The organism is Variovorax restrictus (genome assembly GCF_051216715.1).
GTDB lineage: Bacteria > Pseudomonadota > Gammaproteobacteria > Burkholderiales > Burkholderiaceae_C > Variovorax.
Genome location: NZ_JBPJZH010000005.1, coordinates 36704 through 60039 on the forward strand (window position 1 = coordinate 36704; position 23336 = coordinate 60039).

General features: G+C 63.7%; 28 protein-coding genes and 1 pseudogene. 25 read left to right on the forward strand and 4 right to left on the reverse strand.

The features are described 5' to 3' along the window. Positions 1–214 precede the first annotated feature (214 nt). The 4 genes and pseudogenes from ACSFA0_RS22555 (at position 215) to ACSFA0_RS22565 (ending at position 3946) form a co-directional block, all read left to right on the forward strand. The gene (locus tag ACSFA0_RS22555; protein ID WP_435452509.1) at positions 215–814 is read left to right on the forward strand and encodes a hypothetical protein; all 600 of its coding nucleotides are present in this window, start codon (positions 215–217) and stop codon (positions 812–814) included. Positions 815–1077: 263 nt separating this feature from the next. Beyond that, complete coding sequence (gene ligD, locus ACSFA0_RS26595) at positions 1078–2496, forward strand: non-homologous end-joining DNA ligase (protein ID WP_475539785.1); 1419 nt, start codon at positions 1078–1080, stop codon at positions 2494–2496. 54 nt (positions 2497–2550) lie between these two features. Next, positions 2551–3636, forward strand: a pseudogene (gene ligD, locus ACSFA0_RS26600) (DNA ligase D); the annotation flags it as partial. 52 nt (positions 3637–3688) lie between these two features. Beyond that, positions 3689–3946 carry an SWIB/MDM2 domain-containing protein gene (locus tag ACSFA0_RS22565; RefSeq protein ID WP_435452510.1) on the forward strand — a complete coding sequence of 86 codons (258 nt, stop codon included), beginning with the start codon at positions 3689–3691 and terminating at the stop codon, positions 3944–3946. A gap of 36 nt (positions 3947–3982) precedes the next feature. Here ACSFA0_RS22565 and ACSFA0_RS22570 read toward each other — a convergent pair whose 3' ends face one another. Beyond that, complete coding sequence (locus tag ACSFA0_RS22570; RefSeq protein WP_435452511.1) at positions 3983–4753, reverse strand: competence protein CoiA; 771 nt, start codon at positions 4751–4753, stop codon at positions 3983–3985. A gap of 98 nt (positions 4754–4851) precedes the next feature. Continuing rightward, positions 4852–5331 carry an SET domain-containing protein gene (locus ACSFA0_RS22575; RefSeq protein WP_435452512.1) on the reverse strand — a complete coding sequence of 160 codons (480 nt, stop codon included), beginning with the start codon at positions 5329–5331 and terminating at the stop codon, positions 4852–4854. 266 nt (positions 5332–5597) lie between these two features. Here ACSFA0_RS22575 and ACSFA0_RS22580 point away from each other — a divergent pair, with 266 nt between their 5' ends. From ACSFA0_RS22580 to ACSFA0_RS22675, 20 genes are all read left to right on the forward strand, one after another. Further along, the gene (locus ACSFA0_RS22580) at positions 5598–6824 is read left to right on the forward strand and encodes a hypothetical protein (RefSeq protein ID WP_435452513.1); all 1227 of its coding nucleotides are present in this window, start codon (positions 5598–5600) and stop codon (positions 6822–6824) included. After that, positions 6821–7288: a hypothetical protein gene (locus ACSFA0_RS22585; RefSeq protein WP_435452514.1), complete on the forward strand. Its 468-nt coding sequence runs from the start codon at positions 6821–6823 to the stop codon at positions 7286–7288. The genes ACSFA0_RS22580 and ACSFA0_RS22585 overlap by 4 nt, the downstream gene beginning before the upstream one ends. 52 nt (positions 7289–7340) lie before the next feature. Then, positions 7341–7571 (forward strand): hypothetical protein, encoded by a 231-nt coding sequence (locus ACSFA0_RS22590; RefSeq protein WP_435452515.1) that lies wholly within the window; start codon positions 7341–7343, stop codon positions 7569–7571. A 103-nt stretch (positions 7572–7674) separates the two neighbouring features. Continuing rightward, entirely contained in the window at positions 7675–8394 is a 720-nt protein-coding gene (locus tag ACSFA0_RS22595) for a hypothetical protein (RefSeq protein ID WP_435452516.1), read from the forward strand. 287 nt (positions 8395–8681) lie between these two features. Next, positions 8682–9776, forward strand: a complete 1095-nt coding sequence (locus ACSFA0_RS22600; protein WP_435452517.1) for a hypothetical protein — start codon at positions 8682–8684, stop codon at positions 9774–9776. Next, positions 9773–10054 carry a hypothetical protein gene (locus ACSFA0_RS22605; protein WP_435452518.1) on the forward strand — a complete coding sequence of 94 codons (282 nt, stop codon included), beginning with the start codon at positions 9773–9775 and terminating at the stop codon, positions 10052–10054. Before ACSFA0_RS22600 ends, ACSFA0_RS22605 begins: the two co-directional genes overlap by 4 nt. Next, entirely contained in the window at positions 10051–10632 is a 582-nt protein-coding gene (locus ACSFA0_RS22610; protein ID WP_435452519.1) for a hypothetical protein, read from the forward strand. Before ACSFA0_RS22605 ends, ACSFA0_RS22610 begins: the two co-directional genes overlap by 4 nt. After that, entirely contained in the window at positions 10629–11030 is a 402-nt protein-coding gene (locus ACSFA0_RS22615; protein ID WP_435452520.1) for a hypothetical protein, read from the forward strand. Before ACSFA0_RS22610 ends, ACSFA0_RS22615 begins: the two co-directional genes overlap by 4 nt. Before the next feature lie 370 nt (positions 11031–11400). Continuing rightward, on the forward strand, positions 11401–11682 hold the full coding sequence (locus ACSFA0_RS22620) for a hypothetical protein (protein ID WP_435452521.1): 282 nt from the start codon (positions 11401–11403) through the stop codon (positions 11680–11682). Beyond that, positions 11679–12200 (forward strand): nuclear hormone receptor family protein, encoded by a 522-nt coding sequence (locus ACSFA0_RS22625; protein ID WP_435452522.1) that lies wholly within the window; start codon positions 11679–11681, stop codon positions 12198–12200. Before ACSFA0_RS22620 ends, ACSFA0_RS22625 begins: the two co-directional genes overlap by 4 nt. Positions 12201–12235: 35 nt before the next feature. Further along, the gene (locus tag ACSFA0_RS22630) at positions 12236–12481 is read left to right on the forward strand and encodes a hypothetical protein (protein ID WP_435452523.1); all 246 of its coding nucleotides are present in this window, start codon (positions 12236–12238) and stop codon (positions 12479–12481) included. Between the two features lie 136 nt (positions 12482–12617). Further along, on the forward strand, positions 12618–13136 hold the full coding sequence (locus tag ACSFA0_RS22635) for a hypothetical protein (protein WP_435452524.1): 519 nt from the start codon (positions 12618–12620) through the stop codon (positions 13134–13136). Further along, positions 13129–13734: a hypothetical protein gene (locus ACSFA0_RS22640; RefSeq protein ID WP_435452525.1), complete on the forward strand. Its 606-nt coding sequence runs from the start codon at positions 13129–13131 to the stop codon at positions 13732–13734. Before ACSFA0_RS22635 ends, ACSFA0_RS22640 begins: the two co-directional genes overlap by 8 nt. 86 nt (positions 13735–13820) lie before the next feature. Next, on the forward strand, positions 13821–14993 hold the full coding sequence (locus tag ACSFA0_RS22645; protein WP_435452526.1) for an AlbA family DNA-binding domain-containing protein: 1173 nt from the start codon (positions 13821–13823) through the stop codon (positions 14991–14993). 153 nt (positions 14994–15146) lie between these two features. Continuing rightward, the gene (locus ACSFA0_RS22650) at positions 15147–15548 is read left to right on the forward strand and encodes a hypothetical protein (RefSeq protein ID WP_435452527.1); all 402 of its coding nucleotides are present in this window, start codon (positions 15147–15149) and stop codon (positions 15546–15548) included. Then, positions 15545–16201 carry a DUF3850 domain-containing protein gene (locus ACSFA0_RS22655; protein WP_435452528.1) on the forward strand — a complete coding sequence of 219 codons (657 nt, stop codon included), beginning with the start codon at positions 15545–15547 and terminating at the stop codon, positions 16199–16201. The genes ACSFA0_RS22650 and ACSFA0_RS22655 overlap by 4 nt, the downstream gene beginning before the upstream one ends. After that, positions 16198–17214, forward strand: coding sequence for a phage Gp37/Gp68 family protein (locus ACSFA0_RS22660; RefSeq protein ID WP_435452529.1), 1017 nt, complete (start codon positions 16198–16200; stop codon positions 17212–17214). The genes ACSFA0_RS22655 and ACSFA0_RS22660 overlap by 4 nt, the downstream gene beginning before the upstream one ends. Before the next feature lie 78 nt (positions 17215–17292). Next, positions 17293–18111, forward strand: coding sequence for a hypothetical protein (locus ACSFA0_RS22665; RefSeq protein ID WP_435452530.1), 819 nt, complete (start codon positions 17293–17295; stop codon positions 18109–18111). 142 nt (positions 18112–18253) lie between these two features. Next, positions 18254–19126 carry a hypothetical protein gene (locus ACSFA0_RS22670; protein ID WP_435452531.1) on the forward strand — a complete coding sequence of 291 codons (873 nt, stop codon included), beginning with the start codon at positions 18254–18256 and terminating at the stop codon, positions 19124–19126. A gap of 54 nt (positions 19127–19180) precedes the next feature. Continuing rightward, positions 19181–19576 carry a hypothetical protein gene (locus ACSFA0_RS22675; RefSeq protein ID WP_435452532.1) on the forward strand — a complete coding sequence of 132 codons (396 nt, stop codon included), beginning with the start codon at positions 19181–19183 and terminating at the stop codon, positions 19574–19576. Here the strand turns inward: ACSFA0_RS22675 and ACSFA0_RS22680 are convergent, their stop codons facing one another. Continuing rightward, the gene (locus ACSFA0_RS22680; RefSeq protein WP_435452533.1) at positions 19577–20605 is read right to left on the reverse strand and encodes a hypothetical protein; all 1029 of its coding nucleotides are present in this window, start codon (positions 20603–20605) and stop codon (positions 19577–19579) included. 305 nt (positions 20606–20910) lie between these two features. After that, positions 20911–21546 (reverse strand): hypothetical protein, encoded by a 636-nt coding sequence (locus ACSFA0_RS22685; RefSeq protein WP_435452534.1) that lies wholly within the window; start codon positions 21544–21546, stop codon positions 20911–20913. Positions 21547–22197: 651 nt separating this feature from the next. Between ACSFA0_RS22685 and ACSFA0_RS22690 the strand changes: the two genes are divergently transcribed. After that, on the forward strand, positions 22198–22827 hold the full coding sequence (locus ACSFA0_RS22690; protein WP_435452535.1) for a hypothetical protein: 630 nt from the start codon (positions 22198–22200) through the stop codon (positions 22825–22827). Positions 22828–23336: the final 509 nt, after the last annotated feature.

Consider the following 23336-nt stretch of genomic DNA (forward strand, 5'->3'; position numbering starts at 1 on the left):
GTCCCTCCGGTGGGTGCGATGTGGATGTTGGCTGTACTGTACTAAACGGATTCTTCGTCGCGCAAGGAGCGGTCGCGCTATGCCCCCTTCAGCTGGCTGACGTATCCTGCGGCACCGATAGGTATCGATGACAACCCCAGACTTGCCCACCTGCAGCACCAGCGCCGCTACCGCAGGCAAGGTACGCCTCCCACCACCTCGGCCACCGTCGGGCGTGCAAGTTCGGATCGCCGTCCGGCACTTTCACGAGGTCATATCCTGGCTGCTCGCTGGTGAAGTGACACCCGCGGACGCTGCCACCTTGTTGGGAGCGCCCGTGCTGATGGAAGTGTTCCCAGGGAAGAAGCCGCCCGTCCCGACGACGAACACTTTCGCCGACGCACTGGCACAGGGTTCCGTGTTGTCCTCGTCGGTCGCATGTTCCGTCGTCGATGCGCTGCGGGGCCTAGGGGTCGACCTCGGGCAGAACGTTCAAGTCGTCGAAAACGGTACCTCGCACGACCTGACTTTGCTCCACCTCGCAGTCCGTGAAGGGAGTTCCGACCTCGTCTCTCATCTTCTGGCCGCTGGCGCTGGCGCTGGCGTGGCGCCGCACCTCGGTGGCCAGCCACCCGACTCGGACGAGCTGAACGAGCTTGTCGAGTTCGCACGTGCACGCGCGGTCGATGCGGATACTGCATTGCGAGCGCGGATCGACGGCGTAGTCGACGTGATGGTCGCGTGGCGAGCTCGCGTACGTGCGCATTCGTTGCTCTCGGACATCGACGCCGCAGATCACGATGGCGGTGTGGGGCTTCTTCCGAGCGGCCGCTGAACGCCTGAATCGCGAACCGAACCGGGAAAGGCAAAGAACTGGGCCAAAAAAAGGCCCGCCAAAGCGAGCCGAGTCCCTGCAGTAGGGAGGAGGAAAACAAAAGCCTGCAGGGTGAACTCAGTTTGCTGCCATCTGCAGGGGGCTGCTGTCGGCCAAAGCCCCGTCCGAGTGCGCGGAGCTGGTTTGATCCCCGCGCGGGCGGCTGACGACGGCCGGCGAATTTCACCGGCCGTCGTTCTGTTTGGCGCCCGTACGCTTCAACAATGCCCCACACCTCGACCGATCCACTCGCACGCTACTGGGCAAAACGTGACTTCGAGATTACGTCTGAACCTCGGGGCGAGCGTGCCGCGCCTGGGGAAACGCTGTCGTTCGTTATTCAGAAGCACGCGGCGAGCCGCCTGCACTATGACTTCAGGCTCGAGCTAGACGGCGTGTTGGTCTCTTGGGCACTGCCGAAAGGGCCAAGCTTCGACCCGGCCGACAAGAGGATGGCCATTCACGTCGAGGACCACCCACTCTCATACGCGACATTCGAGGGAACGATTCCACCAAAGCAGTACGGTGCCGGAACGGTGATCGTCTGGGATCAGGGCACTTGGGAACCGGTGGGCGATCCGCGCGAGGGCCTGGCCAAGGGGAAGCTCCTGTTCAACTTGCACGGGCAGAAACTCGCCGGCCTATGGGAGCTCGTGAAGATCGCGAAGCCCGGCGAGAAGCAGGAGCCGTGGATCCTCTTCAAGAAGCGCGACGCGTTCGTCCGGACGCGGGCTGAATTCGACGTCGTAACGGCTCTTCCAGACAGTGTGATCTCCAAGCCGCTCCGCACGTCTTCACGCCCCACAAGTGCCCCGACGCCCCAGCCGCGCCAGGCCACCACTCGTTCGAAAGGGAAGGGACAGGTCACTCCCGGGGCGAAGAAGGCGCCATTGCCCGCCCGGCTAGGTCCGCAGCTCGCAACGCTCGCCGCCGGCGCGCCCACGAGCGGCGACTGGACCTACGAGATCAAGTTTGACGGGTACCGGATGATGGCGCGCCTAGATCGCGGCCAGGTGACGATGTTTACGCGCAATGGCCATGACTGGTCGGCCAAGATGCCAGGCCTGGTCAAAGCACTGGGCGCACTCGAGGTCGGCAGCGCCTGGTTGGATGGTGAGGTCGTGGTGCTGGATGCTGACGGTCGACCGGACTTCAATGCGCTGCAAAACGCGTTCGATCGAAGAACATCAGGGCAGGGCGTCGTCTTCTTCGTGTTCGATGTGCCGTACTTCGATGGCTACGACCTGCGCGAGGTCGAGCTACGTGCCCGCCGGCAGCTACTCAAGGCGTTCTTCGACGAGCATCAAACTGACATCCTGCGATACAGCGCTGACTTTGATGCCGACCCCGCATCCATCCTCGCGTCGGCCTGCCGCATGCAGCTGGAAGGGTTGATTGCCAAGCGCGCTGACGCTCCCTACGTCTCGCGGCGGTCCGAGACTTGGTTGAAGCTCAAGTGCAAGCTGCGCCAGGAGTTCGTGGTCTGCGGCTTCACGGTGCGCAGCGACAACCGAAACGCAGTGGGCGGGTTGCTTTTGGGGGTTCACGAGGCCGGTGGAGGGCTGGTCTCCGCGGGCAGCGTCGGTACAGGGTGGAGCGGCGCCGCGGCCTCAGCTTTGATGGCCAAGCTGACACCGCTTTAAACGTCGGCTTCGCCTTTCGGCGCTGGAACGGCGAAGAAAGCCCGCTGGTCCAAGAGAGCAGCTGGCGCTGAACGCTGGGTGCAGCCGCTTCTGGTCGCTGAGGTTGAGTTTCAAGAGTGGACTCCCGACGGACAGATTCGACACGCGTCCTTCGTCAGTCTGCGTGACGACAAGCCGGCGGCCGCGATCCAGCGCGAGAGTGCAAAGTCGGTCGTGGACGGAGCCTCGGTGCGACCTGCCGGACCTCGTTCCGCTGTCAAGGTGACCAACGCCGACCGTGTCATCGACCCGTCAACCGGGCTCAGCAAGCTCGACTTGGTGCGCTACTACGAGTCGGTGACTGATTGGATCCTTCCGCACCTCAAGGGTCGTCCATGTTCCCTGGTGCGCGGGCCCACCGGCGTGGCTGGGCAACTGTTCTTCCAGAAGCACGCCGAGAAAACGTCCATGCCCGGTGTGCGCGAGCTAGCTGCGAACCTTTGGCCGGGTCATGACGCCTTGCTGGAGGTGGGTTCGGTCGCGGCGCTCGCTGGTGCTGCTCAGATGAACGTCATCGAGTTCCACACCTGGAATTCGACGGTGAAGGCGATCGACAAGCCCGACCGTGTGATTTTCGACCTGGACCCGGGCGAAGGAACGCCCTGGGAGCACGTTCAGGAGGCGGCGACGCTGGTAAGGGTCATGCTGGAGCAGCTCGGACTCAAGGCCTGGCTGAAAACCAGCGGAGGTAAGGGGCTCCATGTGGTTGTGCCGCTGGCGCCCCGGTATGACTACGGCACAGTGAAGGCCTTCTCCGAGGCGGTCGTGCGACACATGGCCAAAACCATTCCGAGCCGATTCGTTGCGAAGAGCGGGCCTGCGAACCGGCTGGGAAAGCTTTTCATCGACTACCTCCGGAACGGGCAAAGCGCTACAACCGCCGCGGCGTTCACGGCACGGGCGCGGCCTGGTTTGGGCGTCTCGATGCCGGTGAGTTGGGAAGAACTTTCTGGGCTGAAGAGTGGGGCTCAATGGAACATCGCAACCGCGCGCGAGCACCTGTCGTTCCAAACGGTCGACCCCTGGGCCGAGTATTGGACGACCCGCCAGCCGCTGGCCGCTTCGCTGAAGGCACTGGGCGTCAAGAGCACTGGGCGGTGACCCCCAAGGCTTTCATTGTGCGAACGGTAAAATCCTCGGTTTGAAAGAGACCATGACTGTTGCCAAGAAGCCAAGCGCCTTCAACCGAGCCCTTACGCCAAGTGCCGAGCTCGCCGCCGTAATCGGGTCGACCCCGCAACCGCGCACAGAGGTGACGAAGCTCCTCTGGGCATACATCAAGTCCAACAACCTCCAAAATCCGCAGAACAAACGGAACATCCTGTGCGACGACAAGCTGAAGGCTGTCATGGGCAAGGATGAGGTCACGATGTTTGAGATGACCAGCCTGGTGGGCAAGCACCTCAGCTGACGAACGCTTCCGCGCAGCCTGCAGCCGCACGAACCGCTACAGCCACCACACCGGCTGTTTATCGACGAACAGTGTGCACCGGGGGATCTGCAGCTTCCCGCCGTTCCAACGCTCCCTGAGCTGGCCGCGGAAGTGATGCGACAGCAGCATAGGAATGCCTGGCTGCGGCTTTACCCAGCGTTTTGAGCGTTTGTCATAGCCGCCGGCCGAGTGTTCCTGCCCGTACTGGCGCCAGGACTGCTCTGGGACGTGCAGCGCTACCGGCCCGAAGTGCACGGGCCTGATGGTCTGACCGCCGTGCCAGTAGTAGACGCGCCCGAAGTAAGCCGCATGGCACCACCGCTCCCAGGCTGAGGGTGAGTAGCGATCGAAGGTCAAGTCTGCGCTGGGCAGTGCAACCCACATTACTGCGATTCCCATGCGGTGGTAGTTCGACGTGCGATGGACGATCTGATCGATGCCCAGCACGCTGCGCTGCACTTCAATCGCCACGCGGACGCCGGAAATGACCGCATAGACGTCAGCGATCGAATCACCTAGCCACTTCTCCAGCTCCAGCCCTTGCACTGTCGGCTGGTCGCGAAGCCCATCGAAGATCGCCTGCTTGACCTCGAGGTGCTCTTGCGTCTCGCCAGCACCAAGTCGGCAGACGGTTGCGGCAGCGTGGGCGAAATGATGGATCCGGATCTGCCCCTTGCGAAGAACCATCTCGCGTGCACAGGCAGGGCACGTGAACGGCGCCTCCATGCGTTCCGAGTCGCGGGCGAGGACCTTTCGTTGGTCATGCTGACGGGTGGCGGTGAGCACGGCACGGATGATAGTGCTGGACATGCGGCGCGGCCCGCTAACGTCTTGCAAATGTCGCGGCACCAGTCGCGATGACACCGCGCCCTGCGACGCCCGGACTATGTTGGGCCGCCGGCGCCCTCTGCAGCAGGCGGTGCCGTGGCCACCATCGTTCCGCGGCAGCCAGGAGCACCGCAATTGCAGGGATAGTCGGCAGGGGAGTCGGCCTCGTCGATGATCAGCCCGTAATCAAGGAACGCCTCTTCGCCGGCGCGGAGCGGGACGAGCGTGTAAATCCGCACCACCAGACGACCGCGAGCGCCGAACTCCTCCGCAGCCTCACAGTTCGGCAGGCACGAATGATTGATGTGGCGCGTCGCATTCCCGCCCCTTCCACCATCGATCGTGTTGCCATTCGACATCGAGAACAGGTAGGTCACCTGGTGATCCCATTCCTTTTCCGAGAGCTGCGCGGGCGTGTACCGACGGCCGTCGTAGGTGCCCACGAGGGCGCCAGCGGCGAGATCGCCCGTGACGAAGGCGCCAAGGCCGTGGATGCCGCTTGGCGCGACGCGGAGGAGGGGAGTGGGAGAGGCCATGAAGCAGTGATTGTCAGGCCCATCGCTGTGATCCGACGCCGCGATGCTGCCCGCATGCCCGCTAGAGTCGTCACCTCAGCGGTGAATCAGCGTCGACACTCCACGGCCGGGTGGGGCTGGCGTCGCAGACCGAGGGTGCTGCTCGCCGGCTGGTCGCGGAACCGGCAGAAAAGCACGCGGCTGTAGCCTGCCGATTTAGATAATCGGCGAGCCGTAAGCGAAAATAGGCAATCATTTTCCGCAGCTTGCCGAATAGGACTATCAAAGTGCCCACCGCATTGACCGCATCGTCGAAAACCCAGAAAGAGGCTGTAGCCGGCGGCTCCCCCTACTCGCGGCTCTCTGATCACTTCTTCTGCAAGCTTGCACTTCTAGCGCTACAGCCGGGGCATTCGAGGGAGCAAGGCGAGCTCGCTCAGACACTCGCGGATCAGGCTGCCAACATGGTCGCCGCATTGCTTCTGGAGTCGGTCAGCTACATCGAGCGCCGGGCAGGCACGCCGGAAGCGGAGTTTTGCGCCTGCGTCGAGTACTTCTTGGGTCACCCACCTGAGGCCAGCAGCATCGTCGACCAGCACCACGTTCTGGACCTCCGATACGTCCTCCAAGTGCTTCGAAACTGCAAATCCGTGGGCATGCAGGATTTGAACGAGCGGTACACGGTCGATGCAGCCATCAGCGGCCTCGAATACGTCATCGCCCGATCCGCCGCTGACGGCCAGATCGCGGGCGCATCGCCGCAGCCCTCCGTCGGTGCTGTGATGGCCCCAATGAGCTGCGACGTCGACGCGCTGCGAGCCCTGGTCGGTACCGATTCTCCCGCAAGCATGGCACTCGACCGCATCCTTGCGTGCCTGCCCCCGGTCGTAAAGGCTCCGGCGCGGATGTCGCTCGATGAGTGGTTCGCGGAAGCGGAGCGCATCGGACTCACAGCGGACGTCTTGGCCGCGCAACTGCGCGAGCGGCCCGAGTTCGCAGACTGCCTGCCTGCTGCCGAGCGGCCGGCTGCAGCGACTCCGACAGCCATCCGCGACGCTGAGCCTGCCCGCCTTCCGCAGGATGTTCGCGCGGCGCTGACCTTCGCGCTTTGGCACCACCAGGGTGGGTCCTCGTCAGTCGGACAGCCCCTCCGGACAATGTTGGCGATGGACGCCCACGAACGCCTCTCGGAAGCTCAGGTCGCGCTCGCCAAGCGCGTCAGTGCGTCACTCGACTCGATCGATGAGTCAAGGGACGCCCACGCGTGGCCCGTACCCTACGGCCGCCTGCTCGGCTTGGTCCGCGCCGCACGCGACTACGTCAACGACGAGCGGCTTCGTTTCAATGAAGCTGAGGGTCGCAAGCGCGAGGAAACGAAGCAAGAGCACTCGGCACGAATCGCCAGGTACGTTCGCCGAAACCGGGTTACCCAGCGTCTGCTGGAAGACATCGACGAGGCCATTCGAGCGATCGACGCGCCTCGCACCGCCCTTAGCGAAACGGTACATCCATGACCGCGACGCCCTTGTTGCGGGTCTGGAGTGAGGACCGGAGCGAGAAGACGATGCGCGCGTTGCCCGCGGGCCTTCGGTGCGTCGAGGGCTTCCCGGCGGAGATGGTGGCGTTCACTCGTTCGTGGAATACGCCGGCGCTGCTGTGCAACCTCCCAGTCCAGCGCGTGCCGACGAGGTTGCAACAGGCCTGCGAGCACAGCGCTGAGCTTGCAGTACTCGCGGCGATGCATGACTTCGGATACCTGCTTGAGCACATGGAAGCGGCCTGGAATCAACATTGGCTGAGCCAGGTTCGTCTCGCGGGCGCGCTTTTTGCCAACGAATACCTCCGACCGCTGCTTAACGCGAACCAGAGGGTCATCTTTCATCGGGCTGAAGTCCGTGCGTTCTTCGACGCACGTTCTGGCGGACCTGGGGCCGTGCTCGCGAGAGCGGCGAGCGTGCCAGCTGGCCAGGAATTCTGATGATCCGTTCATGTTCGCACCTTGCGATTCAACCCCTCCCCGCTAACACACCATGAAAACCGAGCTCGACACCCTCACCGAACTGGTTGCTTTGCAGACCGCTGAGATCACTGCGTGGCGTGCCCTGTGCGCGTTTCTGCTGACGGCAGGGGAACCGATGGAGTTCCTGCGTGCCTGGAACGAGGGCAATTTCGAGGCGTGCCGCCGCGAGTGGCCCGAAGCGCCGGCCGAGGTCTATCCTGCGGCGGAGCGTCCCCTCGCTCTCGGATTGCCGGCTGAATAACAGCTAACTCGCTGGTGCTGGCGAACGGTGGAGGCCGCGTCGCAGGAGCTTCTGAGCGGCCGGTCCACGCTGAGTCGGGTCCTCATTGCGTAAGCTCGGGGACATGCCATTCGACTACTCCATTGCGGCCCGGGCCATGCAGGCTGCTGCACGTATTCCTCGGGAGCGCTTTGTGGCGAAGGCGGACCGGCTCCCGCCCCCCAGCCGCTCGACACTCGTCCCGTTCGTCGGCTGGATTGGTCCGTCGTACAACGGCGGTACGGTCGTGATCGGGAAGGATCCAGGTGGCGTGATCAAGCCGCATGAGCCAGGACAAGCACGTCCACAACGCCGCGCGCCAAAGCGCGATCAGGCGCTGGACTCGCACCTCGAAGACCAACTGCTGGCGCTGCCAGCGGCTGAGGATGCCGAAGCTGCAATGCGGTCGATCAGTCGCAGCTTCCTGATGCAGATGCCCTACAACGGCATGCAGCACATTCTTGGCCAGATCTCGTCGAGGCTCGATGAGTCCATCGAGTCGATGGCATTTTTCAACCTCTGTCCCTACCGCACCGCTGGCCCGAGCTTCATCCGTGGGCTGCGGGAAGTTGCAGTCCACCTGGTGCCGGCGCTCAGCGCACACACGGTGCTCATCCTGAACAGTCCGGTGGCCAACGACCTGCCAAAGGTGGGCGACGGCACGCTGGGTGCCGGCTGGCCGCCGGTGATCGTCTATCGCCGGCGGAAAGATGAGGAGGGATTGCACGACGTCGGCCTGCAGGCGCTGGAGGCGCTGTCACGGGATCCAGAGTGGCTCCAACAGCGTGGCCGGGCGCCGCTTTGATAGGTCGGACCTTTATCGGGCGCTCAAGGCGAGCCCAAAGCCGCGGCGGGCACAAAATCGCACCAAGCATTGCGTGCCGAGTGTGTAGCCTGACGCGACATACGCGTGGAGGTTCCCTCAGGTCTTAATGCACGACGGAAGCATCGGCTGACTCGGAGCGCAGATTCGGTGTTCGATAATCGGCATCCTCGCTGCCGATTTACACGCCGATTTTGTCGTTTGACCTTAACAGCCTGAAAATCGGTTGGTGCGCATAAGCGCCCAATCACTTGCAGGACACCGACTCCATGGCCAACTCGCTCCAGCTCGTCGCGACGCATTCGCCGCTGACCACCCTTCGGCACCGGTTCCCGCAGCCAGGGGAGTTCGTCGAGTGGGTCGAGCCCTACGGCAAGGGGAGCGAGGCCGTCGTCATGCGGATGTCCTACGAGGACGTCGCCGCGATCAGTCGCGGCCTGGAGCCGCGTTGCAAGACCGATCATGAGGCGGTCGAGGAATTCTGCGTCGTGCATTGGGGCACGGCTGTTGTGGAAAGTGCCACTGACGCGGCGCAGGCACGGGTCGTCGCGTTCCTCGACCAGTACGCCCACCAGCGCGGGGCGAACCCTGAGGCAATTCAGACGCTCGCTGCGCATGGAGGCGAGGTGGCGCTCACCGTGACCGATCTTCGGACGATCGCGTCGCCTGCCTTACAGGCTGCGGTCGTGTCGGAGGGCGGTGCGGGCGGCTCGGGCGGCGCTGGCCAGCACCAGCCCATGGATGCGGCGCACTGGGCGGAGCTTCACCGGCTTCGCGAAGAGGCGAAGGGGCCTGCCGGTCACACTTCCTGGAGGGAAGCGGCCGCCGCGGAGCGGTGGCTGCGCGTCAAGGCCGAGGCGGCGGGTAGTCCTGGCCTGGACAAGCTCGTGACAACGCTGACCTGGGACGACGACACCCAAGACTCCATCGAGGTCTTCGGCACGGAGCCGATGCTCAAGCGTCTGATCGCCTACCTTGATCGCAAACGGGAGCCCGTGCCGGCCCCGGCGCCGTTGGCTGGCATGCAGTTCCGCACCCAGCGTGTCGCGACCGAAGATGGCCTTTGCGTGACGACGCTGACGCACAGCTCGCCGTTCGACCAACAGCTGCCGCGGGATCCGATCATGTGCCTGGCCGAATCGGCGGGTGCAGAGCAGGGGGCACCTCTGTCCCGCGCATTGCCGGACTCGGACCCGCACTACCGCGCCTGGCTGCAGCGCAACGGCTACGCCGACGTGCGCATGCGCTCGATGGGATTCGCATATGGCTTCCGCGCTGCATGGGCGCTCGCCCATGCCGGCACGGCGCCACGGGTCCCTGTGGCAACCAGCACCAGTACTCCGGTCGAAGGAGAGCTCTCGTGAGGGCGGGCCTTACCGCCGGCGTGAATGTCGACAGGCTCGATGTGGAGGCGGGCCTGCGCGAGCTCGTCACCTGCGGATATCCTGAGACGGAGACGCAGCGACACCTGGTGATCGGGTACGCGTTGAATCGTTGGGCCCGGGGGGAGGAAGAGCAGGCCCGCCGCGGGGCAATCGACCATTCGTTCGACGGAATCGGTTTAACTGCTTGGCTCCGGGTTCTCGCCGCTGCGCGCGCCGGCGCCCATGACGCGGCGTCGACACCAGTGGCCGTCGCATGAGTGCCACCCCCTTGCAACAGGCAGTCGCCAGGTTCCTGGCGGCCCACGACAGTGCGTGCGCCGCGTTCAACCGCAAATTAACCGACTCGGAGACCGAGGTTCTCGGCGGAGTGCGCTCGGCATTGCTGGCAGAGCTATCTGGCGAACACGGGGCCGCCCAGGACCGAGCGGACTTCGATCTCGCAGGCCTTGGCGCCGTTTTGGCGCCTACCGCCGCGGAAGTCACGATCCGAGCCGCGCTGGCGGCAGGTCCCACTCCAGGACGATGGTGGGCGCAAAGCCGTGGCACGTACTGGCATGAGGAGGAGGCCGATGTCCGCGCCGCGGACGGTGCGGAGGTCGATCAAGCGGAGTTCGTACACCCAATAGGTGACGTTCCGACCACGCGTGGCCAGATGTACATGCGTGATGCAGCCTTCATCGTTGCATGCGATCCGGTAGCGATGGCCGAGCTTCTCTCGCATTTGGATGCGCTGCGCGCTCTCTATGCGGCGAAGCGTGGCGCGCGCAAGAGGGCCTCGGAGAGCGGCCCGCTGTGCGCCAACCCTGCAACCAACCCCAATTCTCATCAGTCATGAGCAACTACTACATCGCGAGCCTTAAGAACACCCACTCGCACCACGAACACGTGCAGTTTTGGGGCCGGATGGAGCGCGGTTACACCCCGGTGGTCGGGCCAAATGCCGGACGTTATTGCTTCGGCGAAGCAGTCGATCTGAACGACGGGCTGGACTGCATAGCGGTCCCCCTGCAAATCGTCGAGAGCCTCCTTGCCGCTGAGCCGTACTACAAGGCGGGCCATAGGCTGTACGACCAGACCGGTCCCGTGGTGGACAACACGCGTGCCAACTGGAAGATCCTGGTGGCCGGATCCTTGGACCGGGGTCGTGATGTCAGCCGCGTTACCCCCGCGGTATTTCGCGGCAAGCGGAGAACTTTGACCGCCCAGGCCCTAGCGCTCGCCACGACGGAATAACTAATTTCCCCTGAGGCTGAGACGGAAAAACTAAATTCCCTTTCGAGCTGAGGCGGAAAAACAATTTCCCCCGAGGCAAAACTAATTTCCCCCTGAGCCAGCTCGATGCAGCCTATGAACCAGAAGAAGCAGAAGTTGTCGCCGTCGACCTGTCGTGTCAGAAAGCCGACAAACAAGCCCGGCGTGCCAGGAAGCGGGGTGCCGACGTTTCTGTGCGGCGGATGCAAAGCAAGGCACGCGATCGGCCTCTACGCAATCGGTCAATGTGGCATGGGCCACACCCTCACCCATACCTGCGACCGTGGCCAGCGGCACAGTGTCGAAGGGTCGAGCCGAGGCTACCGCGTCACCTACACGAAGGAACCAGCAAATGTCTGAGAAGCAGCAGAAGAGCCTTGGATTCATGTATGTCGGCACTCGGCCTTGTGGCTGCGTGTCGGCGATGGCCTGGGATGACGCTGGTCAGGAGAAGTCGACAGGGGCTCTCGTTGCGCGAGTCATCAAGCGGGGCGACTCCGTCAACCGTATCGAGAGATTCGAAGGCGACGCGCTGCCCACGCAGGCATGCGCCGATCACGTCACTGCGAGCGAGCACATTGCGGCGCCAACAGCCCCCATCGGCTCGAGCCAGATCAGTGCAGGTGCGGCATGAACATCGCCAAGCCCAAGCCTAGCGATATTGACGCCGCGGGGACCGTCCTAGGGATCCTCCAGAGTGTGGCGAGCGGCTGGTATCCAGCGCGCGAAGACGAAGAGAAAGCCCCATCATCCTTCGATCCTGACGATACGAAGCATCTGCGACAGTTCTACGACCTAGTCCACGGAACGCTCGACGCATCACCAGGTTGGCCAGGCCGCGTCATCGGCGGCATGTGCTACGGCGTGATGTACCCAGCGAACAAGATCGTTGACCCTGAATCCGATTTCCTCCAACTGCATCCCGAACTCCAGGCCGCCAAGGCTGCGTATGAAGCGCAGGCGACCAAGGCGCAGGGCGGTGCGGTTGAGCCAACGGCAGTAGGGGCGGCCCGCACCTGGATTACGGCGGCGCTTGCCCAGCTGGAAGGCCTCGCCTTCTCTAGCGAAGACCACCGCGTTCCCGCTGCGCGCGCAGCATTGGAAAATGCATTTCGTGCGCTGTCCGAACCCGTGAAGCCTGCCGCAATATGACCTTCAATCGGACCAACTGCACAGAGGGCACAGCAATGGATTTCAAGATCGGAACGGAAGTTCAATGGACGAGCCAGGCAGGCGGCAGCAGCAAGACCAAGGTGGGTGTGATTGCGCAAGTGGTGCCTGCCAACGAGTACCCCGATCGGGACCGCTTCTTCCGTCTGTACAAGGACTCGGGCGTGGGCAGGCATCGCGACCACGTGAGCTTTGTCGTGCTGGTCAAGAGCAAGCCTTACTGGCCAGTCGCCAAGCGCCTCACGCCGGTCCTCCCGAGCTAGGGAGATCGGCGCTGTGCAACGACGCGAGTGGTCCAGAAGCGAAACGCCGGCGATTTGGATGCGCTGCGAAGTCGCTGGAGAATTGCTCTCACACGTAGCCGTGTTGCCCCATCGCCTAACCGCCTCAAGCCGAAACATGAAGTCGACCGCCACAATTGACCGCCCTCGTGGCAAATCCAAAGCTCCGCGCTTCGCATACGGTGAGCTTCGCGGGCGCATCCCCGTGGATTCCGGAGTGGCCGCGGCTGCAGCGCGGTGCGCAAAAGCCCATTGGGAAGCGGAGTGGAAAAACGACTTCAACGGGGACGATGTCGCTGTCGAGCTTGTCCCCTCATGGGCGCCGGCGCTCATGGCCTGGTGGCCGACGGAGTCGCTGATGGCGTTGGGATTCAAGCGATCCACCCGCAAGGCGTCACAGGATCTGATCATCACCCTCGGCGTTGACGAGCACGTAGACCGCGTGAGCGGGCCGACGCTCTGCTATGTGCTCCACAACGACGGCCTGCTCTTCAAGCAGGGGAGGGCCAAGCATGTACCGGTAGCAGGCGATTGGTTCGTGTTCGACGACTACGCCGTTCATGAGGTGCGCTCAGCAGACGGGCCGTCCGTATTCGTGGCTTTGACGGTACCGCTCGAGGTCGTCGATCATGGATGACCACCAGGACCTGCCCCCGCCGCAGCTGCTGCGCACGCTGCATGCCGACCGGCCGCCCGAAGCACCGTACCTGGTCTACGGATACACCGCCGAGCAACTGTGCCAGGTCCGGGCGGAGGCGGCTGAGGACGCACTGCCGTTGCAGACGCGTGTAGAGCCCTGGTTGCTTGCGTGCTTTGGACCGGTCAAAGTAGGTGACGAGGAAGTGCGCAACCAGCGCTTTCTCGAGGAATCCTTGGAGCTCGTGCAGTCCTGCGGGTGCACAGCAAGCGTCGCTCATCAGCTCGTCGACTGGGTCTATTCCCGACCCAGTGGTCACAAAGCTCAGGAAGTGGGCGGCGTGATGACCACCCTGGCGGCGCTCGCCTTGGTGCAGCGCATCGACATGCACGCGGCCGCGGATGCCGAGCTGGCCCGGATTTGGACCATGGTCGACGCCATTCGCGCGAAGGACGTGGTTAAGCCAAGATTCGCGCCCCGAGAGCATTCAGCCGTTGCGCTGAGCGAGGCCTCGGTCCAGCAAGGTGGCGGCGACCGCCAGCGCGTTACCGAGCCGCGGGCTGAGGTGGACAATACGGCGTTGGCTCCTCGGAGCTGACCGGTTCTTCGCCATTCCTGGCCGCTCGCGGTATCGAATGCAACTGTGAGGGGGCGTCGTGCGCCAGAAGTGAGAATGGCGGCACCATGCTGCCAACCAACCTGCTCACCGTCGCCCAGGCCGATCTGGAGCGCCTCATCACCGACCGCACGTCAGAGGGTCAGCATCTTGACTTCAAGCGTGATGTGCCAAAGGCGTGGGGCGACGGTCCGAAGCAAGAGCTCGCCGCCGACGTTTGCGCATTTGCGAACTCCGGCGGTGGCGACATCATCTTTGGCATCGACGAGCAGGACGGTGTCGCGGCCGCGTTGTGCCCGCAGCCTGGCTCGAACGTCGACGCCGACATCCGTCGGATGCAGGACATCATTTCGAGTGGACTCGAACCCCGCGTGCCCGGCGTGCAGGTGCTCGCGGTAGCGATCGAGCAAGGGGATGAGACGGGCATTGCGATCATCGTGCGCGTCCCTCAGAGCGTGGCTAGGCCTCATCGAACCCGGCTCAAGCTGGACTTCTACATCCGGGAAGGGCTGAAGAAGCGCCCGATTGACGTCCCAGAGATCCGCGGCTTCTTCTTGCGCACCGAAGCGCAGGCCCAGCGGCTTCGTGACTTTCGGTCGGACCGGCTGGGCTTGCTCCTGACAGGGCAGGCACCTGTCCCGATCGCGGCCGGCCCGCTGCTGGTGCTGCATGTCTTCCCGGTGCAAGCGTTAGGAACCAACGACCCCATCGACGTGGTCCCCTATGGCCACGGCGGGCGCGAGCTACCGACATTGGCAGGCGGGAAAAGTGCCTCCAATGTGATATTTAACTTCGAAGGCGTTTGCGGCACCCACGGCAGCGGCGAGCACATGTACACCCAGCTCTTCCGTGACGGGTCGTGGGAGGCCGTCTGGGTGCAACGGCGCCTTGGTGAGGGCACGGTGCCGGCATTGCCGAGCCCGCTCTTCGAGCAATGGTTCGTTCAGTTCCTGCAGCGCGCGCGTGCAGAGTTGCGTCATTGGCAGATGGCCCAGGATCTGATCGTGCTGCTCTCGCTGGTGCGTGCCGACGACCTGTCGCTGTCGTTGAGCGATGGCCACGGATTTCACAATCACTATCCGTTTCGCCGCGCGACCATGCTCGCTCCCGATCTTCTGATCGAGGGCGAGGCGGATCTCCCTTCGGCGCTCAGACCGCTTTTCGACCTCGTGCACCAAGGAGCGGGCCAGAAGGGGTGTCCCTACTACGACGAGGCGGGGAAGTGGACCGGGGCACGGTGATCTTGCTCGGCCCGGCCAGGCCGGGCTGGCGTCTGCGTCGTAATCGGATGTACCGCCAGACATAACTGCGGCCGATTTTGTAAATGGGCGCATGGGACGGAAAATGGGGCATCGCTGCGCAATTATGTGCAGCGCGTCAACCCATTACCCGTCATGCCCATGCCAGAGCTTCAAGTTGAGCACAGCGCCGCGAATGTTGCGCCACCAGCGCGCCAGGTTCCATCCGCGCAACATTTCGAGGACGCGCTGCGGGCAATCATCGCGATGGACTGGCGTGCCGGCGACGATGGAAAGCGCTACGGCGCCGCCGCGAAGGTAGCGTGGAAGGCGATCGACCCATCAATCATCTTCGACGACATCGACTACGCATCGCACGCCCTCACGGCGCGGCGGCCGCACGCCACGGCGCCGGCGCTCGCGGGCTATGTGGCTCCGGCGCACCTGGCGTCCATGCAGAGCGGGAAGTACGCGTCGATCCAGCTGCACGACAAGCCCAGCGGCGACAGGACGCTTGCGCTGTACCCCGCCCTCGATACTGATTGGGCCGCCCAATGACGGAGCACATCCTCAAAACGGATCCGGAGGTTTTCGAGGCGGCACGCTCGGGCGCGAAGACCTTCGAGATCCGCTTCAACGACCGGGACTTCCGTGTTGGTGACGTCCTTCAGTTGCGCGAGCCGCGCTGGACCAGTACCGAGATGCGGGCCGGCTCGCCGCTGGATTTCACTGGCCGTACGCTGACGAAGACTGTCTCGCACGTGCTGTCCGGTTACGGCCTAGTCGACGGGTGGGTGTGCCTCTCGTACGCCCAGGACCCCAGTCCCAAGCCCGCGGACGCCAGCTGTGAGCCGCCAGCCGGTTGGCAGGTTCGGGAAAGGCTGCGCGGCGCACACGCGGCTTGGCAGGGCATTCGTGTGAACGAGGTGCCATTTTCCCGCTGCCGCTCGGACCGTTTCGAGCTGCGCGCGTTGGGTGTAATGGGTAGCGGTGAGATGGCCGACACCGCCCAACTCTTGGGCTTCACATCGTCCGCCGGCGTACGTCGAATGCTGAGCGGCGAGGTCGATGGTCTTGCGATCTCACGCGTCTGCACCGCGGTGCATGACGAGCCGGTGTATGCGCAGCAGCCGCTGGTGCTGGCCGACGGTGGCCCCGGCCGACCCGACCGGCCTGCCGGTTCGCCTCTTAAGACGGTACCTGCTCCATGAGCGCCGCCAGCAACATCGAGTGGACGGACTCGACGCACAACGCATGGGAGGGCTGCCAGAAGGTCGGCCCTGGATGCGACCACTGTTATGCCGAGCGCAGAAACGCTCGCTTCGGTAGCGGCACCGCCATCAACTGGGGACCGGGGGCACCGCGTCGGCTGACCAGCCAGCACAACCGAAACCAGCTTCGCAAATGGGACCGTCAGCACGAGGCATTCTTAGCCGAACATGGCCGCCGGCAGCGAGTGTTCTGCTCCTCCCTGTCTGACGTCTTCGACAACGCGGTCGATCCGTCCTGGCGCAACGACCTCTTCGCGGAGATGGCGGCGTGCACGCACCTGGATCTGCTGGTGCTCACCAAGCGGGTCGGAAACGTCGTCGGCATGGTTCCCGACGCCTGGACCAGGCCGGGCGGCTGGCCTGCACATGTGCGGATCGGAGCCACGATCGTGAACCAGGGGGAGGCGGACCGAGATCTGCCGAAGCTTCTGGCGCTCCCCTGCGCCAATTTCGTCAGCATGGAGCCACTGTTGGGCCCGGTCGACCTTTGCCGCGCGCTCGCGCATCCTGGCCGTTGCAGCTCTGAGGCGTCCATGTCGCAGGCGCCGGTGAAGGGACTGGACTGGGTGATCGTCGGTGGTGAGAGCGGCCCTGGGGCCCGGCCTATGCATCCCGCTTGGGCGCGCGATCTTCGGGACCAGTGCGCCACGGCCGGCGTGCCGTTCATGTTCAAGCAATGGGGGGAATGGCTGCCTGGGTCCGAATTCACCCAGGAGCTCAGTTTGATCGACCGCGATCCTGCGCAAAGCAAGTTCCTCTGCGCAACATGGCACGACGGTGGCTGGACTGAGTCACGCCTGCCAAGCGAGGCAATTCACTTCAGGCAGGAGCCGATGTACAGGGTAGGCGTCAACGCAGCGGGTCGCGAGCTTGATGGTGTGCGCCACGATGGCGTGCCAACCACTCCGCACCACGAGGCGATAGCGCACCCCGCAACCACAACGAGAGCCTGAATCACGCCGATTTTGCGTTTCGCATGTCTCTCGAGAAAATCGACCCACGCCTTCGACTTCACAACGAATGATCTTCCCATGACTGCTGATGACCTTTCTGCACTCCGTGACCGCGCCAAGGCTTACGTCAGGGAGCACCTCGTCGAGTTGACTGTCGACGTGCTCAACTGGGATGAGACGGGGGTGATCGGGAACGGCCGATTCCGAGACTTCGCTGCTTTGGTCAAACCGATCGGCGGTGAGCAGCATCTGAAAATGGCCGAATCCATGGTCGAACGTGCGGCTCTGGAGTGGGTTCGAAGCGCGCATACGCTCGCTGCCACGTCGGCGCCGGTGGATGCAGTCACAGCGGGGGTAGCCACCACGGCGCGACCAGCTCTGACGGGCTTGATCCAACGGGCTGGGGCGGTCGCTGAGCAATTGCAGCGCGTGAGCGACGTGGGAGAGGGGATCAAAGCTGCCAGCGAGACCGCCGGTGCGGCGCGAAGCGGCAACGCGCGACGTGAGAGCGAGCAGCGCGCGGTGGAAGTGATTCGGGACCTGACCGCTGCATTGGCAGCCGTCCCCGTGGGTCATCCTGCTGGCTGGCAGCTCAAGAAGGGCGACGACTGGGTTCCTTTGCTGCGAGGCTGGGTGGATGCGAAGGCTCAGGAATCCAATGGCGGGGTGGTTCGCCCCGTCTTCGCCGCGGCGCATCTGTCGGGCGAGCTGGTGGGTTACGCGGCTCACGACGGCGAGCAGATGGTCGACGCGGATGCCGGTCGAAACCAGGTCTACATCGCCGCGAGCGAGTACGACGCGGCCGCAAAGGCGGCGGCGAACCGACCTGGCCATACCGTTCGCGCGCTGTTCGTCAGCGGACCCATAACCGGACCGATTTCAGGCTCTGCCGCCTGATCCCCTTCGCCCAGTGGCCGGCAATCGGGTGAGCGGTCTTGCCGCGATCCCTGGCCCTGCACTTCGCGTCGCCTTCGCAACCGAAGCTGCATCTCACCAGTAGGGCTCCTCGGCCCACTTACCTAGATCCCAGGAACATGCAATGACCTCCGTCTCTACGCCCACCGCCCGCAACCTTGCCACCTTGGCCGTCAACTCGGCCAGCGCCCTCCCGCATGATGCTGCTCTCGAGCGTGCGCCGGAGGGTTACAGCGCCGACGAAGCTCAGGCGTGGATGGTTGGATACAACCAGCGGCTGCATGACCTCCGCGCCCACAGCCCCGATTTCGTGGACGCTGCTCGCGCGCTTGTGACGGAACTGCTCGCATTGCATGAGGGTTTCCCCAACCGAAGCGGCAGAACGATCGCCAGCAACGAAGACCGTGAGATCGCCATTGCACGCCGGGACGCGGTGGTGCTGGCCGCACGTTCGTTCGTCGGCATCGATTCTTCCAAGGGCCCGGTGCCTGCGCCGCGCGCCCCTGCGGCCGCCATCTCATTCGCCACAAGCTGCGGCGGTGAGGGCCTTGCGTTCTTGCGAAGCTGGCAACGAAGCGACTGGGATGGCATCCGCAAACACTGGCCGGATGCCCCTGCCGAGGTTTTCCCTGCGACGGCGTTCGCGGCGGCCCCGGAAAATCATGCTGCTCCGGCGGCAACTGAGTTCTACGTCTTCTGGTCGGCGAACGGCCAGAACATCAGGCTGTGGACACAAAACCCAGTGCGGGCGCAGTCGTTCGCCGATGAAACCGGCCTCGAGGGCACGACGTTCAGGCTCCAGCCAGGGATTCAGCATCCCGGGCAGCACGTGAGCGTGCAAGTGGCCCTGCAACAGATCATCGCGGCGGACGATGCGCACGCGCTGACCCAGCAGCTGATTGACATCGGACGTCGTGCATTGGCGGCCGCAGGTGTAGCTGCGATGGCCGACCCAGGCGCACCAGCCAAGCGAGCGGCTGTCCGCCCGGGGCGCTGACTACCGAACCCTCTCGACCAGACAGCCACCGTTGCTCTTCCAAGGAAACCCCCCATGATTTTGGCTCCCGACTTTGCCGTGACTGCGGCTCCCACTTCCGTCATGTCCCGCGCAGCAACTGCGGATTGCCTCGAACAATTGCTCGGCGCGATCCTGACTGGTGATAAACGGCTGGACGATTTGGACGTTGCCTTGCTGACGCGTGCCGTGCAAGGCTTGCGCGATGCGGGCGTGCTGGTGGCAGAACTTCAAGCGTTGGCGCTTGAGGCGATGCCCCAGGTTCGCCGCGAGTACCTCGACCTGGCAAGCAAATACGCCGGAACCCCGTACGAGAGCGATGCCGCATATCAGCAGGTGCAAACGCGTTACCGCAGATTCGAAGCAGCGATCAATCGCTCGAAGGACCCCGCGTCGACGGGGTCCGCAGCGGTTGAAGGTGTGCAGGCTTAGCTAAGCCCCGCGGCGCCAGCTTCCGGCCGCGATGCGACGCAGTGCGGGTGAGGCGCCCGAGTAGGTCACAAGGCGAACGTCGAGACTGCAGCCATACGCTTCGGCCACCTGTAGCGCGCGCTCCATGGCTGCCATGATCCAATCGCTGTCGTTGCCGAAGGCGCCACCACCGAGCTGAGTCAGAAGGACCATGTTCGAGCCACCTTGGCGTGCCGCGAGGGCGGCGACTAGCAGCGTGGCTTCGTAGGAGGCCTCCAGCACCAGCCTGGCAAAGTTCGCCCATCGTTCCGCCGAAAGCTCGCTGTACGCCACAGGAAGCGCGCTGCAAAACGCTTGCGAAACGCGTTGGCCTGGCCAAGAAGGCGAATCGGTCACCTCGACGTCCCGATGCACTCCAATCCGAAGTCGACCGCGCAGTGCGTCGGCTGCCTCCGCGTCCAGTGCCCTGAGATGCTGGTCAATCTGGTCAAGGCCAGAGGGTGTGCAAAGCGCGTAGCCGTTGCGCATATGCCAGAGCACATCGAGGGAGACATTCAGATCGTCGGCGAGAGCTGCGCCGAGATCTGCCAAGCCGTCCAACTGACGGGTCGCCGTCTGGCCAATCCCGCCGGACATCGGTACAAAATAGTTGCGGAAGACCGTTGCCGCGCCGGCGGCGATCGCGCATGCAGGGCCCTGTGTCGGGTCACGCTCATAGCACCCAACCCCGGCTTCCGGCGTGATGCCCGGCCCGATCATCTCGAGCATGTTGAACTGCGAGGCTACCTGAAAGAGCGCGCCGGCAAAGTCCGGCATTTGGTGCAAGCGGCGGACGTCGCCCTCAAGCACCGCCACGCGGATGCCGCCCCGCTTTGTGGGCAGCCCAGCCACCTCGCCGCGCAGTTCGGCCAACGAGGGCATGGCGAAGGATCCGACGCCGAACTCTCTTCCGCCGGGGCAAAGCAGCCGGCCGTCCACCACGGCTAGGCGTGCCTGGGTATCGCTGTAAGTAGCCTCTGGGAATCCAGTGAGTCGCTCGAACCAGTCCATCTGCGTCCTGTCGGTTGGGTGGGTGTCCTGCCCGACGCAAGCTAGAGCATCAGTCGTCGTCGCCGCAGGAGACGTAGGCCGCGGCGACAGTGATGAGCGCGCCGCAGACCGCTCCAAAGACGCCGACGAACAGAAAACCAGCACCAGCACCAGCGCAGGCCAGTGCCGCCACTGCGAACGTTACCACTTGGGTAGATGCGCGGGAGGTTGACGCCGGGGTGCCAGAGCCACGGCGAACGTTGTGCTTTTTTCGGTTCAAGCGCCACCTCAATTGGATGTGTCCTGGGACTGGGCGAGCAACACGCTCACACGGCCCGCGATGCAGAGGCGCCGGCGAGGACTGCCTCGCCGGAATAGGCCTCGTTGAACCCAGGTGAGGCGACGTACATCCGATCGGACCCATGCCAGCAACGCAGGACGGCAGGGTTGCGCCGCAAGGCCTCGTGAAGGTCGTGCGTGTGCATCTCGGTGCGACTGCTTTGCTTACTCGCCCGCGGCGCGTAAGTGATCGCGGCCAGCGTCGTCACATCCAGGTTCCGACGCCACTTGGTGCGTAGGATGCTGTTCACGTCGCGGGGCTCGGCGGCCTCGTGATAGAGGCGCCCCGAGCGGTCGATCGACCAGCCTCGAGCGCTCGGGCCGTCCGGGAACGCCTCGGCGATGGGGCGCACCTGCGCCTCTAGCACCTCCTGCCACCTGCGAAGCGGCCGGGATCTTGGCAATAGACTCGCGAAGTGCTCCAAGTCCTCGGACGACGGTGCTCGAGCGAATTCGATGACGATGATCGGCGTGCTCGGTGTGTCATCAGACCACTCCCAGGCGACCCAGTGCACCACAAACACGGCCAAGCCGCCGACGGACAATCCAGCGGGCCCGAAGAAAAGAGCGCCAATCCCCATGCCGGCGGCCATGGCGAAAGGAAATAGGACAAATGGCGACATGCAACTATTTTCAGTGCGCACGTTCATGAGAAATGGGTTGCAGCGGCAGGACTCGGCCCTTTTGGGCGCCGAATCAGCGTCTACAAGAAACACCTGTTTGCGCTTTCGCGAGCTACGCTGTTGGTCCGAACTTCGAAAGGACGGCTCATGACGCGCTTCCCTCTAAAGGTGCTCACCGCAGCCTGGCTTGGCGGTGTCGTAGTCGCATCGGTCGGCGCCCAGACGTCGAACCTCTGTGAGGTCTGCCTCGCACCCGGTGGCAACAAGCCGGCGGAGTGTCAGACTGCGAAGTGCGCCGCTCCGAGCCCGGCTATGTCGGCTACATTGCCAAAGCAAGACATCACCGAGAAATGCAAAGGGTCGCGAGCTTCAAGTTTGCCGGAGTGCGGAGGAGTCAATCGGACCGTCGACCGAAAGATCCTGGTCCCGCCGACCCCTCGGCCCGACGAAATGCGCATGGACAAAGGGCTCAGTGGCGGCACGCGCCAGTAAACCCTGGGAAAAGGCCCTCGGTTCTTAGCGGCGTTGATAGGCAAGCGCCCCAGACGAGGAGGCTGCACCTCATAGCCGCCGCGATGGAAAACAAATACCATCTTCGCCCCCGCGTATTGAACGTTTCCTTCATCCACAATCCGGCGCTGGAGGAATGTGATGAGTACGTTTCGCTTGGTTGCAGGGTTGTGGGTCACGCTGGAGATCGATGCGACCGTCTCCAACGGCGCGGCGCCGCCTTTCGTCGACCACAACCAGATTGATTACGGTGCGCTGACCGAGTTAGTGCACGAGGAACTGCTCGGAGGTGGTGCGGCAGCGGTGCGCTTCGCGAACGATACAGTTGACCAGGTGACGGTTCAACTTCGGATGCAAGGGCCGGCACCTCAGACGGCGGAATGCCTTGATTTCGGCACTTGCCTCCTCGGTCTGTCTGACCTGCTAGGCAATCCCATCGACGTGCGCTCAGCTTGGCGCCCGCTGCACTTTCACGTCGATCGTACTCAGGCGCCACCGCCCTCGCTGCTGATCTTCGTAATCGAAGGCGATTTCGAGGAGGTGATGATTCGGTTCAACAAGGCCTGCCAGCGCTTGAACATGCGATCAGCTGATCTCGGCGTCATGCTTGCAGGCACCGTCACAGCTCCAGACCAGATGGGTGTGCTGCCCCTGGGTGTTCAGGCAGCCCTTGCGAGCCAGTTCGGAATCAACTTCAGGCGCCACTGTCATCTCGCCAGGCTCGCACACTCGCCACTTCCTGGGTGGGCCAGCGGCCAAACACTGATGTAGGTGCCTCGATGCCGCTTTCCCCATCCAGGGCGGCCTTTTCTGATCGCTCTCGCACGCCGCGGCCGCCGCGGACGAACGGGAATACTGCCATTGCCTTTACCGGCTTTCGGACTCGACGTTTTGGCATCCGACCACCGAACAGCCTGTCAATCTTTTACAGACTCTGCTATTGGGCGTTTTACCGTTCCGCCATCTACCGACCCTGTTGCTTTTGCGACAGAATTTGACCTCTAACCTGACCACTGGCTGACCGAACAGCGTGAATTTCTATTGATGATGCACCGATTCCGCACTTGGGCTTGGCAGGTTTGCAGTCGGCAATGCTGTCGGAGGCCGCGCCAAGCCTTAGGTTTCGCGAAGTAGACCCGGAAACGACTCCATTTTTGCGTGGGTGTGATCCGACGACCATCACTCCACGTAATGTTCGGTCAACCCAAGCCGGTGCCGGCCCGTTATTCGGCTGCGTAACTCTCAGAAGTTAGTCGACGAGAACTAAAAAAATTGGTCCG

Bases quoted from the DNA above. Each gene is read 5' to 3' on its own strand.
- ligD (WP_475539785.1), top strand. From the start codon at position 1,078: ATGCCCCACACCTCGACCGATCCACTCGCACGCTACTGGGCAAAACGT.
- ACSFA0_RS22565 (WP_435452510.1), top strand. From the start codon at position 3,689: ATGACTGTTGCCAAGAAGCCAAGCGCCTTCAACCGAGCCCTTACGCCA.
- ACSFA0_RS22575 (WP_435452512.1), bottom strand. From the start codon at position 5,331: ATGGCCTCTCCCACTCCCCTCCTCCGCGTCGCGCCAAGCGGCATCCAC.
- ACSFA0_RS22585 (WP_435452514.1), top strand. From the start codon at position 6,821: ATGACCGCGACGCCCTTGTTGCGGGTCTGGAGTGAGGACCGGAGCGAG.
- ACSFA0_RS22590 (WP_435452515.1), top strand. From the start codon at position 7,341: ATGAAAACCGAGCTCGACACCCTCACCGAACTGGTTGCTTTGCAGACC.
- ACSFA0_RS22595 (WP_435452516.1), top strand. From the start codon at position 7,675: ATGCCATTCGACTACTCCATTGCGGCCCGGGCCATGCAGGCTGCTGCA.
- ACSFA0_RS22600 (WP_435452517.1), top strand. From the start codon at position 8,682: ATGGCCAACTCGCTCCAGCTCGTCGCGACGCATTCGCCGCTGACCACC.
- ACSFA0_RS22610 (WP_435452519.1), top strand. From the start codon at position 10,051: ATGAGTGCCACCCCCTTGCAACAGGCAGTCGCCAGGTTCCTGGCGGCC.
- ACSFA0_RS22615 (WP_435452520.1), top strand. From the start codon at position 10,629: ATGAGCAACTACTACATCGCGAGCCTTAAGAACACCCACTCGCACCAC.
- ACSFA0_RS22620 (WP_435452521.1), top strand. From the start codon at position 11,401: ATGTCTGAGAAGCAGCAGAAGAGCCTTGGATTCATGTATGTCGGCACT.
- ACSFA0_RS22625 (WP_435452522.1), top strand. From the start codon at position 11,679: ATGAACATCGCCAAGCCCAAGCCTAGCGATATTGACGCCGCGGGGACC.
- ACSFA0_RS22630 (WP_435452523.1), top strand. From the start codon at position 12,236: ATGGATTTCAAGATCGGAACGGAAGTTCAATGGACGAGCCAGGCAGGC.
- ACSFA0_RS22635 (WP_435452524.1), top strand. From the start codon at position 12,618: ATGAAGTCGACCGCCACAATTGACCGCCCTCGTGGCAAATCCAAAGCT.
- ACSFA0_RS22640 (WP_435452525.1), top strand. From the start codon at position 13,129: ATGGATGACCACCAGGACCTGCCCCCGCCGCAGCTGCTGCGCACGCTG.
- ACSFA0_RS22645 (WP_435452526.1), top strand. From the start codon at position 13,821: ATGCTGCCAACCAACCTGCTCACCGTCGCCCAGGCCGATCTGGAGCGC.
- ACSFA0_RS22650 (WP_435452527.1), top strand. From the start codon at position 15,147: ATGCCCATGCCAGAGCTTCAAGTTGAGCACAGCGCCGCGAATGTTGCG.
- ACSFA0_RS22655 (WP_435452528.1), top strand. From the start codon at position 15,545: ATGACGGAGCACATCCTCAAAACGGATCCGGAGGTTTTCGAGGCGGCA.
- ACSFA0_RS22660 (WP_435452529.1), top strand. From the start codon at position 16,198: ATGAGCGCCGCCAGCAACATCGAGTGGACGGACTCGACGCACAACGCA.
- ACSFA0_RS22665 (WP_435452530.1), top strand. From the start codon at position 17,293: ATGACTGCTGATGACCTTTCTGCACTCCGTGACCGCGCCAAGGCTTAC.
- ACSFA0_RS22670 (WP_435452531.1), top strand. From the start codon at position 18,254: ATGACCTCCGTCTCTACGCCCACCGCCCGCAACCTTGCCACCTTGGCC.
- ACSFA0_RS22675 (WP_435452532.1), top strand. From the start codon at position 19,181: ATGATTTTGGCTCCCGACTTTGCCGTGACTGCGGCTCCCACTTCCGTC.
- ACSFA0_RS22680 (WP_435452533.1), bottom strand. From the start codon at position 20,605: ATGGACTGGTTCGAGCGACTCACTGGATTCCCAGAGGCTACTTACAGC.
- ACSFA0_RS22685 (WP_435452534.1), bottom strand. From the start codon at position 21,546: ATGTCGCCATTTGTCCTATTTCCTTTCGCCATGGCCGCCGGCATGGGG.
- ACSFA0_RS22690 (WP_435452535.1), top strand. From the start codon at position 22,198: ATGAGTACGTTTCGCTTGGTTGCAGGGTTGTGGGTCACGCTGGAGATC.